Genomic DNA, 13,096 nt, shown 5'->3' with positions numbered 1-13,096 from the left:
CCGCACAGTCCGCCGCCCAGGCAGCCGTGATCGTCCACCACTGCCTCACCGGCACTCCACCGGATCATGACTGCACGACCCGAGTCACACTGGATTTCGCCGCCGCCGCGCCGGACGGTGACTTGTGTCGGTGGACCAGTTCCACGGCCGCACCAGCGCCCCGGCGACACACGCGACAAGACGAGACCACGACCGTAACGTCGAGGCCCTCGCCACCGTATCGTCAGTGATTGTGTCCGAGGGCGGAGTTGACCGCTGACGATACGCTCGCGGTGGTGCAAGGACGGCTCTGGTAAACACGGTCCACCCGCCCGGCCACGTGGCGCGAGGCGAGGACAATGCTCACACGCCGGCTCCACGCGTACCCGGGCCGCCATGCCGGTGTGGTCCGCGGGTCGGGCCCGCGGACTTCGGGGGCCGGTGGTCCAGTCCCTACGCCGTCGCTCTCACCTCCGTGCCCAGTTCGCGTCGGGCGCGGGCGGCGGCACCGACCGGGACGGCGTCGGAGGCCAGGGCGGCCCGCACCAGGCGGACGGGGTGGCCGCTGACCGGGGGGTCGACGGCGAGGGCGGACAGGATGACGGGCTCCAGCAGGGGCCAGGCACGGCTGACGCCGCCGCCGACGACCACCGTGGTGATGTCGACGACGCCCGCCGTGATGACGATCGCGCGGGCGATGCCCGCTCCCGCGGCGCGGTACACCGCGAGAGCGTCCTCATCGCCGTGGGCAGCGGCCTCGGCGACTTCGCGGGCGGTGAGGCGGTGGCCGGTGCGGTCGGCGTAACGAGCCCCGATGGAGCGGCCGGAGGCCAACGTCTCCAGGTGGCCCCGGCCGCCGCAGGAGCAGTGCAGGTCACCGAAGCCGGGGATGTGCCCGATCTCGCCGGCCGCGCCGTGCGGACCCGCGTACAGGGCGCCGTTGGTCCACAGAGCGCCGCCGACGCCGGTCCCCAGGGTCATGCCGAGGACGTCGGCCTCGCCGCGCACCGCTCCGCCGCAGACCTCCCCGTAGAGGAAGGCGTTGACGTCGTTGTCCAGGAAGGCCGGAACGCCGAGGGCCTCCTCGACGGCAGCGGTGACGGCGAAGCCGGCCCAGCCGCGGAAGGAGTCGCTTGCGACCAGGATGCGGCCGTTCGCGGAGTCCACCACCCCGGCGGCGCCGATTCCGGCGCCCACCAGGCGGCCCGGGGTGCGGGCCAGCAGCGGGGCGAGCGCGTCGAGCGCGGCGCCGACCATGGCCCGGCCGCCCTCGAGCGCCGGGGTGGCGGCCTCCGCGCGGTCGAGGACGGTCAGGTCGTCCGAGCAGACCATCACCTGGGTGGTGGTGCCGCCGATGTCGATGCCGGCGAACAGCGGCCGGAGGGTGGTGGGAATGGCAGGGTCCTGCGGGGTGTAGGGAAAGAGAAGAGGTCCGGTCACGCCTGGGCCTCCGTACGGCCGGCCGCGAGGGTGGCCAGGCGTTCGGCCCTGCGGCCCCGCTGCACCACCGGGTCGGGCACCGGCACGGCGGCCAGCAGTCGGCGTGTGTAGTCGGTCTCCGGATGCAGCAGGGTCGTCCCGGTGGAGCCCTGCTCCTCGATGCGGCCGGCGCGCATCACGACGACGCGCTGCGCGAAGTGCTGCACGACGGCGAGGTCATGGGAGACGAACAGGCAGGCGAAGCCGAGTTCGCCCTGGAGTTCGGTGATGACCTCCAGGACCGCTTCCTGCACGCTCACGTCGAGCGCGCTGGTGGGTTCGTCGGCGACCAGCAGCCGGGGTTCCAGGATCAGGGCCCGGGCCAAGCTGACCCGCTGGCGTTGTCCGCCGGAGAGTTCGCGGGGCGCGCGCCGGGCGAGTTCGCGTGGCAGCCGGACCCGGTCGAGGACGGCGGCGACCTTGGCCTGCCGGTCCTTGGCGGACAGGTCGCGACGGTGCACCCGGAGGGGTTCGGCGATGCACTCGCCGACGGTCATCCGAGCGTCGAGGGAGGCCACTGGGTCCTGGAGGACGACACCGACACCGGCCCGCAGGGCGCGGCGGGCACGGGCGCGGGTGCGGCCGAGGTCGGCGCCGAACAGGGAGACGGTGCCGGAGGTGGGCGGGATCAGGCCGAGCGCGACCCGGGCGGCGGTGGACTTGCCGGAGCCGGACTCGCCGACCAGGCCCAGGGTCTCCGCCGGCCCGACCCGGAACGACACTCCGTCGAGGGCGCGTACGGCGGCCTTGCCGCGGCCGAACACCACGTTGATGTCACGCAGTTCGACCACCGCTTCGCCCTCGGGGCCGCCGGGCCCGGCAGGCGAGGCCGACGGCTCGGCCGCGGAACGGTTCGTCTGGGCCGGCACGGACGCGGCAGGCCGGCCGGTGCCGTCTGCGGCCTCGGCGACGGACAGCCGGGGCACGGCGGCCAACAGGCGCCGGGTGTAGTCGTGGGCGGGGCGCAGCAGGACGTCCTCGACCGGTCCGGTCTCCACGATCTCGCCGTGGTACATGACGGCGACCCGGTCCGCGAAGTCGGCGACGACGCCCATGTTGTGGGTGACGAGCAGCACGCCGGTGCCGGTCTCGACGGCGAGCCGGCGCAGCAGGTCGAGGATCTCGGCCTGCACGGTCACGTCGAGGGCGGTGGTCGGCTCGTCGGCGATGAGCAGGCCTGGCTCGTTGGCGATGGCCATGGCGATCACGACCCGCTGGCGCTGTCCGCCGGAGAGCTGGAACGGGTAGGCGTGGGCGCGCTTCTCCGGTTCGGGGATACCGACCCGGCGCAGCAGTTCGACGGCCTCGGCGGCGGCGTCCTTGGCGGACATCTCGCGGTGGTTGCGGATCACCTCGGTGATCTGCTTCCCGATCCGGGTGAGCGGGTCGAGCGCAGTGGCCGGCTCCTGGAACACCATGGAGACGGTCTTGCCGCGCAGCGCCGCGAGGCCGTTCTCCGAGGCGCCGACGATCTGGGTGCCGGCGATGACGGCGCTGCCGGTGGCGCGGGCGTTCCCGGCGAGCAAGCCCATCGCGGCGAGCGCGATGGTCGACTTGCCGGAGCCGGACTCGCCGACCAGGGCCAGCGTCTCGCCCGGCTGGACCTGCAGGGACACCCTCCTGACCGCGGGTACGTCGCCGGTCTCGGTGGTGAAGACGACGCCGAGGTCGTCGACTTCGAGGATCGGGCCGGACGCCGCGGTGCGGGCGGCGGAGCCCTTGGTGGTGGCGGTCATCCGCGTCCCCTCACATCGAATGCGTCGCGGAGTCCGTCCCCGATCGCGTTGAACGCCCACACCACCAGGATGATGGCCAGGCCGGGCGGCAGGATGAGCCACCAGTAGCCGGAGTAGGCGGCGGTGAGACCGGCGGAGAGCATGCCGCCCCAGTCGGTCTGCGGCGGCCGGACTCCCATGCCCAGATAGGAGACGTAGGCGACCAGCAGGATGGCGTCGGCGACCTGGAAGGTCGCGGCGACGATGATGGTGGAGACCGAGTTCGGCAGGATGTGACGCAGGATCGCCCGGGCGTGCGTGCCGCCGATGGCGCGCAGGGTCAGGACGTAGTCCCGGTTCTTCAGGGTCAGCGTCTCGGCGCGGACCAGCCGGGACGGCACCAGCCAGGACACCAGGCCCAGGATGACGACGAGACCGGTCAGGCCCGGCGTGGTGATGGCGGAGACCACCAGCAGGATGAACAGCGCGGGGATGGCGATGCCGGCGTCGACGATCCGCATCATCACGGCGTCGATCCAGCCGCCCGCGTAACCGGCGGCGGCGCCCCACAGCGTGCCGATGACGGTGGCGAGGACGCCCGCGGCGACGCCGACGATCAGGGAGACCTTGCCGCCGTACATCAGCCGGCCCAGCTCGTCGTGGCCGACGGCGTCGGTGCCGAGCCAGTGCGCGCCGCTGGGGGCGAGGTTGACCTGCTGGAGCATGGTGTGGGTCTGGTCGGTGGAGTACACCAGCGGACCGGCGAAGCAGAACAGGAAGAAGAGGACCACGACGGCGAGTCCGACGACGGCCAGCTTGTTGCGCAGGAAGCGGCGGACGGCGAGTCGTGCGCCGGAGGCCTCGCGCGGCTCGGCGGCCTTCGTCGGGGCCATGTCCGGCTGGATGACGGCGCTCATGCCCGGCCTGCCTTCACTCGGGGGTCGATGATCCGCTGGACGATGTCGGCGAGCAGGGTGCCGACGACGGTGGCGACGGCGATCACCAGGACGCAGCCCAGCAGGACCGGGTAGTCGGAGGACTGCGCCGCGGTCCAGAACAGCAACCCCATGCCGGGGTAGTTGAAGAGCTGCTCGACGACCAGGGCACCGCCGAAGAGCACCGGCACGTAGTAGCCGAGCATGGCGACCACGGGTGTCAGCGAGTTGCGGAACACGTGCCGCCACAGGATGGCGCGGGCGCGGGAGCCGCCCGCCCTGGCCGTGCGGACATAGTCCTCGGAGAGGTTCTCCAGGGTGGCCGCCCGCATGTAGCGGCTGAACACCGCGACCATGGAGGCCGCGCCCGCGACCACCGGCAGTACCAGGGCCTGCGGTTCGGAGAACACCTGGCCCAGCGTCTCGCCCTGCGGAGCCTGCGACGGGAACCACGCCAGCCCCTGGCTGAAGACCAGCACCAGGATCAGCCCGAGGAAGTACACGGGCGTGGAGTAGGCGATGAAGCTCAGCGTGGTGATGACGTAGTCCACCGGCTTGTTGCGGCGCACGGCCTGCCACATGCCCATCGGGATGGCGAGGACGAGGCCGACGAGAGCCGACAGCACGGTGAGGACCAAGGTCTTCGGCAGCCGCTCGATGATGAGCTGGGAGACCGGCTCGTTGAGGGTGTACGAGGTCCCGAGGTCCCCGTGCAGCAGTTGGCCGAGGTAGTAGAAGTACTGCACGGGCAGGGGCTTGTCGAGGCCCTGTTCGTGGTTGAAGTGGGCGATCTGCTGTGCGGTGGCCTGCGGCCCGAGGATCCCGCGTGCGGGGCCTCCGGGCAACGCGTGCAGCAGGCCGAAGACGACGATCGTCACGATGACGATCACCGCGACGGCCTGGAGGACGCGTCTGATCAGGTACGAGGAAGTGCTCATGTGCTTTCCGGTCGCTTCGTCTCTGTGGTGCGCGCGGGTGTCACCTGGACATGGACGTCACTGCGACGTGGGTGTCGGTGTGGCGGGTGCCAAAGTGGCGGATGCCAAAGTGGCGCGGACGCGCGCGGGCCCCGGGCAGCCGGCCGGGTGCCGTCGGCCCGCGCGGGCACCGATCGGGCCTACTTGGTCCACTTCCACATGGCGGGGTGGAAGTTGGCGAGGGAGTCCTGGGCGAAGCCGCCGAGGCCGTCCTTGACCACGGAGATCTGGTAGTCGGGCTCCGGCAGCCAGATCACGGGGAGGTCCTTGGCGAGCGCTGCGCTGTACTTCTGCACCGCCTCGTTCGAGGAGGACGTGGTGGTCTGGGTGATCAGCTTGTCGACCTCGGCGTTGGAGTAGCTGCCGAAGTTGGAGCCGCCGCCGGTGGCGAACAGCGAGTCACCGCTCGGGTAGGCGGGGAAGTACCAGCTGCCCGCGGTGCCGAAGAAGGACAGCTGCCACTTGCAGCTCGACTCGTCGGCGGTGCACTGGCCGGACTGCGACAGGACGGAGTTGACCGGGGCGGTCTTGATGCCGAACTTGATGCCGGTCTTCGCGAACGACGACTGCAGCGCGCTCATCATGTTGTCGGTCACGGTCGAGCCGGACTGGGACAGCACCTGCATCTCGAACTTGGTGCCCTTGTCGACGTCCGCGCCGCACTGGTTGTCGCCGGTGCCAGGGCTGTTGCACACCATGGTGCCGCCCTGTTCGGTCCAACCGTGGTCGGTGAGCAGCTTCTTCGCCTTGGCCGTGTCGAACGGGTACGGGTTGGTCTTCTGCTCCGGGGAGACGAAGGACGAGTCCTGGCCCTGCGGGATCGGGCCGTAGGTGGAGACGGCGGTGCCGTTGAAGACCACCTTGGAGAGGGTGGTCTGGTCCACCGACATCTGGATCGCCTGGCGGGCGTACAGCTGCTTGAACACCGGGCCCATGGCCGGGTTGTTGAAGTTGTACGGCATGTAGGTGATCGCCCAGCCGGTCCACGGCTTCACCGAGTAGCCCTTGGCCTTGAAGGAGGACTCCTGGCTCAGGTCGGTGGCGTTGATGTAGCCGTAGTCGACGGTGCCGGCGCGGAGGGCGTTCTCCTCGGCGTCGGTCGTGGTGAACGGCAGCAGGTTGACGTTCTTGATGTTGGCCTTGCCGCCGCCGTCGTACTTCGCGTTGGCGGTCAGTTCGACCTTGCCCGCGGTGGAGAACGACTTGATGGTGTACGGGCCGCTGACCGTCTTCCACAGCGGGTCGGTCGCGTAGCCGGAGATCTTCTTGGCGGCGTTGTTGAGGTACGTCCAGACCTTCTTGGCGCCGGCGGCGGTGCGGTCCAGGTCGGAGACGGTGCCGGAGTCGCTGGTCTTGTCCCAGACGTGCTGCGGCATCGTGCGGATCATGCTCAGCTCGTTGGCGAGCATCCACTCCTGGTTGTACGCCTTGTCGAAGGTGATCGTGAAGTGCGTGTCGTCGATCGTCTTGAAGGAGGTCCAGTTGTCCGGTGCCTTGCCCGGGCTGTAGCTTGCCCAGTCCGCCTTGTTGGCCTTGACCAGGTTGAACCAGAACTCCACGTCGCGCGAGGTGATCTGCTTGCCGTCGCTCCAGTGACGATCGCCGAGGGTGATCGTCACGCTCTTGCTGTCCGCGGCGAACTTCGCGTCGGTGGCCAGCGAGTTGTCCTTGTTCCAGCCGACCTTGCCGGTGGAGCCGTCGTACGCGATCAGCGGCTCCCAGACGGCCTGGGATATGGAGGAGTTGTTGGTGTTCAGGTGCGAGGCGGTGCCGACCGGGAGGATCCAGTTCGGCGTGAAGTTCGCCGGGAGGGCGTAGTTGATGGTGTCCGACGACGCCGAGCCGGAGGACGACGAGGTACCGCCGCCGGAACAGCCGGTGAGCAGCGCGCCGGTGGTGACGGCGGCACCCGCGACGAGGGCCCAGCGGCGGCCCGCCGCCGTGTGAGCAAGGAACATGGCTCTCCTCAGAGTGAAAGGACCCGTCCCGGAAGACCGGGTCGGCGCCGCGGGGTCGGCGCTGTGTACGGCCGACAGTCAACGACGGACTCGCCGAACAAACAAACAAGAATTAGTAAAAAGTAAGTTTCTGCAGTCTCGACAAAAGTCACATCGATTCACTCCAGGCGCCTCAGGCGGTGTCTATGCGTCAATTTGAGGCGATTTCGCTTGCATCGGCACTCTCCACTTTCTTCATGAAGCTGTTCCCCGCCCGCCTGGACGGGCGTACTGTCTCCGTCACACCCACCGTTGCGGAAGTTACTTCGTACATGACTGAAATAAGTGCACGGGACCGCAAGACCACCAAGGGCGTGTCCTCGAAGGGCACGGCCACCCTCGCCACGCGGGTCCTCGAACTCGTCGCCTCGGGCCAGGCGTCGTCCCGCGCCGAACTCGCGGAACTCCTCGGCACGGCCGCCTCCACCATCTCCCTCACCGTGGCTCAGTTGGTCGAGCGCGGGCTCATCGCCGAGGAGGGCACCCAGTCCTCCACCGGCGGCCGCCCCCGCAGGGTCCTCAGGGCGGGCAGCAACGACGAGTACGCCGTCGCCGCCGACGTCGGCGGCCGCCATGCCCGGATCGGTGTGGTGCTCCCGGGCGGCGGTGTCCGTGACGTCGCCAACGTCCCGTTCGAGGTCGCCGACGGTCCCGAGGCCGCCCTGCCGAGGCTCGTCGAGCACCTGGAGTCCCTCGCCGAGCAGCGTGGACGCGACCGGCTCCGGGGCGTCGGGCTCTCACTGCCCGGGCCGGTGGACGTCGCCTCCGGCGCCGTCGTCCTGCCGTCCCGGATGCTCGGCTGGAACCGCTTCCCGGTCGCCGCTTGGCTGGAGGAGCGCTTCGGGGTCCCGGCTGCCGTCGACAACGACGCCAACTGCATGGCGGTCGGCGAGCAGAGCGTCAGGCCCGCCGAGCACCGACAGTCGATCATGGTGAAGATCGGCTCGGCAATCGGTGCCGGCGTCATCGCCGACGGTCGCCTCTACCGGGGCGCCACCGGAGCCGCCGGCGACATCACCCACATCCGCATCGACGGCGGCGCCGACATCCCCTGCTCCTGCGGCAACACCGGCTGCCTGGAGACGGTGGCGTCCGGCGCCGCGCTCGTCCGCATCCTGCGCGAACGCGGTCTCGACGTCGCCAGCCCCGAGGACGTGGTGCGGCTCGCCACCGACGCCGACCCGGAAGCCACCCGCGCCGTCCGCAGGGCAGGCGACCACCTCGGCCAGGTGCTCGCCGCCAACGTCAACTTCTTCAACCCGGACGCCGTCTACCTCGGCGGCATCCTCTCCACCCTCGAACCGTTCGTCGCCGCGGTGCGCAGCAAGCTCTACGAGAGCTGCCACCCGCTGGTGACCCAACACCTCACCATCGAGCGGGCCAGTCTCGGCGCCGACGCCGGCCTGGTCGGCGCCGGACTCTTCGCCCTGCAGCGTGCGCTGACCCGCGCCCTCGGCGACATCGGCCGCACCACCCCCGGCGCCGACCGGCAGCACACCGCCGCAGGCCGCGGAGGGATCTGACGCCGCTGCAAAAAGCCTGGCAGTCACGGAAATTACTCCGTCCGCACGGCGACGTACCCGCTCGGGAACCGCGGCCCGTACCCCGGCTCCCGGACGATCCCCCGGTCCCGGCCCCCGAGCCCTGAACCCAGGGGCCTGTCCAGGGGCCACTCCCGAAGTCCCCGCACCCGCCCAGATAGCGAAGTCCGCGGCACGCCCCCTCGTGACGCCGCGGAACGAGCCTCACGCACCACACCCCGTCCGAGGAGTTATGTCGCACACCCGCACCCCCGCCGCCCGCCCGGTCATCGCCGTCGCCGGGCTCGGCATCGAGTCCTCCACCTTCTCCCCGGCCCGCACCGAAGCCCCCGCCTTCCACCCCTCGCGCGGCGCCGAGATCTTCGACCGGTACCCCTTCCTCGCCCCGGGCGAGGAACTGCGTGAGGCCGCCGAATGGCACGGCGCTCTGGTCGGAAAGTCGCTGCCCGGAGGCACCGTCACCGCCGCCGCCTGGACCGCGCTCACCGACGAGCTCATCGAGCGCCTCGCCGCGCTGCCCCGGTTGGACGGCCTCTGGTACGACATCCACGGCGCCATGACCGTGGAGGGGATCGACGACGCCGAGGCCGTGCTGCTGGAGCGGATCCGCGCCACCGTCGGCCCCGACGTGATCATCTCCACCTCGATGGACCTGCACGGCAACGTCTCCCGCGAACTCACCCACCGCAGCGACCTGATCACCTGCTACCGGATGGCCCCGCACGAGGACCACATGGAGACCAAGGAGCGTGCCGTCCGCAACCTGGTCGACCTGCTGGCGTCCGGCGCCCCCCGCCCGGTCAAGGCGTGGGTCCCGGTCCCGGTGCTGCTGGCCGGCGAGCAGACCTCCACCCGGATCGAACCCGCGAAGAGCGTGTACGCGGCGGTCGACGAGGTCGAGGCCGCCGACGGCGTGACGGACGCCGCCATCTGGGTCGGCTACGCCTGGGCCGACGAACCCCGCAACCGTGCCGTCGTGGTCGTCACCGGCGACGACACGGCGGCGGTCTCGGCCGGGGCCGAACGACTCGCCCGGGGCTTCTGGAACGCCCGCCACGACTTCGACTTCGTCGCCCCGACCGGCACCTACGACGAACTCCTCGACGAGGCCCTCGCCTCCGACCAGCGGCCGTACTTCATCAGCGACACCGGCGACAACCCCACTGCGGGCGGCGCCGGTGACGTCACCTGGGGCCTGACCCGGCTGCTGGAGCGCCCCGAGTTCCAGAAGGAGGACGGGCCGACCGTCATCTACGCCTCGGTACCCGGCCCCGCCGCGATCGAGACCGCCGTCGCCGCCGGGGTCGGCGCCACCGTCACCGTCAGCGCCGGCGCCGAGGTCGACGACCGGCACGCCGGCCCCGTCACCCTCACCGGCGTGGTCCACGCGATCCGGCACGGCGACCGGGACGCCGGGACCGAGGTCGTCATCCGGGTCGGCAGCGTGTACGCGATCCTCACCGGGCTGCGCAAGCCGTACCACCACGAGCACGACTTCACCGACCTCGACCTCGACCCGCGCTCCGCCGACATCGTGATCGTCAAGATCGGCTACCTGGAGCCCGAGCTGTTCGACATGTCGGTCGGCTGGAAGATGGCCCTCACTCCCGGCGGTGTCGACCAGGACCTGGTACGCCTCGGCCACCGCCGCATCCGCCGCCCGATGTTCCCCTTCGACCGCGACATGGCCGACCCGGACCTGACAGCCCGTATCATCCCGGCCTCCGACCAGCCGCTCACCGGGGACGACGAATGACCGACCACACCACCCGGCCCCTCGGCCCGCCCCGGCCCGGCAGTGCGGGCCGGGCCCCGGCACCGGTGGCGGCCGACGAGGTTCCCGGACTCGGGCGGCCCGACCCAGCCGGGCCGGTCCGCCGGCCCACACTGGAGATCGCCGTCACCTCACCGGCCGGTGCCCGTGTCGCCCTCGACCACGGAGCCGATCGCGTCGAACTCTGCACCGGCCTGGAACTGGGCGGTCTGACTCCGTCGGCCGCCCTCGTCGAGGCGGTCGCCGCCGTAGGCCTGCCGGTGCAGGCCCTGGTCCGCTGCCGACCGGGCGACTTCGTCCACGACGCCGAGGAGATCGCCCTGATGGTCGCCGAGGTACGGTCCGTGATCGCTTCCGGCGCCGCCGGCGTGGTCGTCGGCGCGCTCACCGCCGACGGCGGCCTCGACGCCGACGCCGTCACGCGCCTCGCCGCAGCGGCTCATGACGCGGGCCGCCCCGTCGAGGTGACCCTGCACCGCGCGATCGACCTGTCCGCGGACCCGGTCGCCACCGCCGCGCTGTTGCCCGCCCTGGGGCTCACCCGGGTGCTCACCTCCGGCGGCGCCCCGGCCGCCGGAGAGGGACTCGCCGCGCTCGCCGCCATGGTCGAGGCCGCGCCCGGCGTACAGGTGATGGCGGGCGGCGGGGTGCGCCCCGCCGACATCCCGGCCCTGACCGCCGCCGGTGTCGCCGCCGTCCACCTCTCCGCGAAGCGCCGCGCCGAACCCCGGCGCGGGGGTGCGTGGGTCCCCCTCGGCGCCTCCAGCGCCTCCGCCGAGCAGGACACGTACTTCGTCACCGACCCAGCGGTGGTCGCCGAGGCCAGGAGAATGCTGGAATCGCGCGCAACCGGCTGACCGGCCGTGCGCTCCCTGACGGAGCGCGCCGCCCCGAGAGCCCGCGGTTCGCGTCGGACCGCGGACTCTCGGGGCGGGAGGGTGTACCGGAACCGATCACCGAAGCGGGGGAGATCAGCAATCCAGTACTGAGAACGCGGTGCTGCGCCGTCAGATCGCTGGCCCGGTCCGCTACGAGCCTGCGGACCGATTCTGGCTCACCGCCCTCTCCGGCCTGATACCCCGCCGCCGCTGGCACGAAATCTTTCCGGTCACGCCGGGACACTGCTGGCCTGGCATCGCAGGTTCATATCGGCACAGTGGGACTACAGCGTCCGACGCGCCCGTACCGGACGCCCATCGACCAAGGCAGCGCTCAAGAAGCTGGTCCTGCAGCTCGCGCGCTGGAAGGCAACAGATGCGAGAGATCGCTGAGAGTCTTGGCGATATCGCACAGCGCATTCCACGCAGCTGACGCTGACAGGAAGGGCCCACTCTACGAGGCCCTAGGCATCACAATCAGTTACGAACACGCAACGAGGGCCGCGACCGTAAGGGCGAGGCCCTCATTTCCGTATCGTCAACCGTTGTGTCCGAGGGGGGAGTTGACCACTAACGATACGGTCGTGGTCGCACAAGGATGACTCCAGCCGCAAATTTCACCGGGCCCGACCTGAGACGCTGTGATCTTTCCGGAATCGGGACCTGGCCACAAACGGAAGGTCAGGGTCCGCGCACATGACCTGTTACTTGATGCATCAGTCAGTATCGAATCTCGATGAGGCGGCCCTCCACGTCCGGCTCGGGCACCATGGGAACCCGCTCGGCGATCCCGAGCGCGATCCGGTGCGCCGACCAGGCGGCGGCAGCGGCGTCGAGTACATCGTCGACGGCGACCCGATCGGCCTCTCCGAGTTCGTCCGGGAGCACGAGTCCCGCCTCGGCCAAAAGTGCGCGGCGCAGATTTTGACCGCGCCAGGTCTTCTTGGCGTACGCCAGTGGCACCCCGCCGGCCAAGGCATAGAAGGACACCTCGGGGTGCACCTCGTGAATGCGCTCATCGGCAAGCCAGCACGCCCGAGCCTCTAGAAGTTTCGGTGCCAGCGCCCACGCCTGTTGGCTCAGTCGACTCCCGGTGAGCTCCTGGCACCGGTTTGCGGCTGCCGGATATTCAATCTCCTGCCATGCGGGCCTTGGCGCGATGAGGAAAACGCTGCTACGTCGGGTTCCCAGCAGCGCCTTGGCCGCGAGATCAGCGGCACGCCATCCCTTCTCACCAAGACCCAGCGGCATGTCCACCGCGATCGCCGCTACCGCACCGGCACGCTCGATCAGCGTATCGAGGGATACGGCCACCAGACTTCCCGCGTACGCGCCGTCCGTGAGCCGGATACCCACCCACCCCCGCTTACCGCAGGCGTCGATTCCCAGGACGTCCATCCCATCCCCAGACACTCGGACTGAAAGGTACTGGCCCGTCCACCGTCGGCAGCGGACGGGACGGCAACCGTGAGAGGTCGAACACGTTGACAGCACCGTCCAACCGACCAGACCAGCGACGGACCCGTCCCGACCGCGGCACGGGCTCCCCTGCCGTTACCTGCACACCCATGGGCATAGTCTGCACCGGAGCAGCCGGATCTGAACTGGCACGACCCCGAGGTCGTGGCCGACTTCGAGCGGGTCCTCAAGCATTGGCTGGACCGTGGCGTCGACGGCTTCCAGGTCGACGTCGCCCACACCTTGTTCAAGGCGGAACACCTGCCCGACGCCGACTCGGGCCAAGGGGAAGCTTCAGCTCTGGGCTCGGGCTGCACGTCGCACCCCCACCCCGCGCCGCCGCTCCGGATCGAATGAGCGGCC

9 protein-coding genes and 2 pseudogenes are annotated in these 13,096 nt (G+C 70.5%); 5 read left to right on the top strand and 6 right to left on the bottom strand.

All coding sequences use genetic code 11. The annotated features are described in order from the left end of the window. Positions 1–432: 432 nt before the first annotated feature. The 5 genes from ABZ818_RS02965 to ABZ818_RS02945 form a co-directional block, all read right to left on the bottom strand. Positions 433–1,353, bottom strand: a complete 921-nt coding sequence (locus ABZ818_RS02965; RefSeq protein ID WP_361410477.1) for an ROK family protein — start codon at positions 1,351–1,353, stop codon at positions 433–435. A gap of 62 nt (positions 1,354–1,415) precedes the next feature. Then, complete coding sequence (locus ABZ818_RS02960; RefSeq protein WP_361409830.1) at positions 1,416–3,194, bottom strand: ABC transporter ATP-binding protein; 1,779 nt, start codon at positions 3,192–3,194, stop codon at positions 1,416–1,418. Continuing rightward, positions 3,191–4,090, bottom strand: a complete 900-nt coding sequence (locus ABZ818_RS02955) for an ABC transporter permease (protein WP_361409827.1) — start codon at positions 4,088–4,090, stop codon at positions 3,191–3,193. Before ABZ818_RS02955 ends, ABZ818_RS02960 begins: the two co-directional genes overlap by 4 nt. Beyond that, positions 4,087–5,046 carry an ABC transporter permease gene (locus ABZ818_RS02950; protein ID WP_361409824.1) on the bottom strand — a complete coding sequence of 320 codons (960 nt, stop codon included), beginning with the start codon at positions 5,044–5,046 and terminating at the stop codon, positions 4,087–4,089. Before ABZ818_RS02950 ends, ABZ818_RS02955 begins: the two co-directional genes overlap by 4 nt. A gap of 179 nt (positions 5,047–5,225) precedes the next feature. After that, complete coding sequence (locus ABZ818_RS02945; RefSeq protein WP_361409821.1) at positions 5,226–7,043, bottom strand: peptide ABC transporter substrate-binding protein; 1,818 nt, start codon at positions 7,041–7,043, stop codon at positions 5,226–5,228. Between the two features lie 311 nt (positions 7,044–7,354). Here ABZ818_RS02945 and ABZ818_RS02940 point away from each other — a divergent pair, with 311 nt between their 5' ends. The 4 genes and pseudogenes from ABZ818_RS02940 to ABZ818_RS02925 all read left to right on the top strand — a co-directional run. Continuing rightward, the gene (locus ABZ818_RS02940; protein WP_361409818.1) at positions 7,355–8,605 is read left to right on the top strand and encodes an ROK family transcriptional regulator; all 1,251 of its coding nucleotides are present in this window, start codon (positions 7,355–7,357) and stop codon (positions 8,603–8,605) included. A gap of 250 nt (positions 8,606–8,855) precedes the next feature. After that, positions 8,856–10,379, top strand: coding sequence for a M81 family metallopeptidase (locus ABZ818_RS02935; protein WP_361409815.1), 1,524 nt, complete (start codon positions 8,856–8,858; stop codon positions 10,377–10,379). Continuing rightward, on the top strand, positions 10,376–11,254 hold the full coding sequence (locus tag ABZ818_RS02930; protein WP_361409812.1) for a copper homeostasis protein CutC: 879 nt from the start codon (positions 10,376–10,378) through the stop codon (positions 11,252–11,254). The genes ABZ818_RS02935 and ABZ818_RS02930 overlap by 4 nt, the downstream gene beginning before the upstream one ends. A 139-nt stretch (positions 11,255–11,393) precedes the next feature. Further along, positions 11,394–11,638, top strand: a pseudogene (locus ABZ818_RS02925) (integrase); the annotation flags it as partial. Between the two features lie 357 nt (positions 11,639–11,995). On the opposite strand, the gene ABZ818_RS02920 reads toward ABZ818_RS02925, so the two are convergent. Further along, a complete protein-coding gene (locus ABZ818_RS02920) occupies positions 11,996–12,673 on the bottom strand; it encodes a DUF429 domain-containing protein (RefSeq protein ID WP_361409809.1) in 678 nt (225 codons plus the stop codon). A 183-nt stretch (positions 12,674–12,856) separates the two neighbouring features. Between ABZ818_RS02920 and ABZ818_RS02915 the strand changes: the two are divergent. After that, positions 12,857–13,018 (top strand): annotated as a pseudogene (locus ABZ818_RS02915) (alpha-amylase family glycosyl hydrolase); the annotation flags it as partial. Positions 13,019–13,096: the final 78 nt, after the last annotated feature.

The sequence above is a fragment of the Streptomyces sp. NPDC047453 genome (genome assembly GCF_040643155.1).
Lineage (GTDB): Bacteria > Actinomycetota > Actinomycetes > Streptomycetales > Streptomycetaceae > Streptomyces.
The sequence above is the reverse complement of the archived record's forward strand: the minus strand, read 5'-3'. Positions and strand labels throughout refer to the sequence as shown.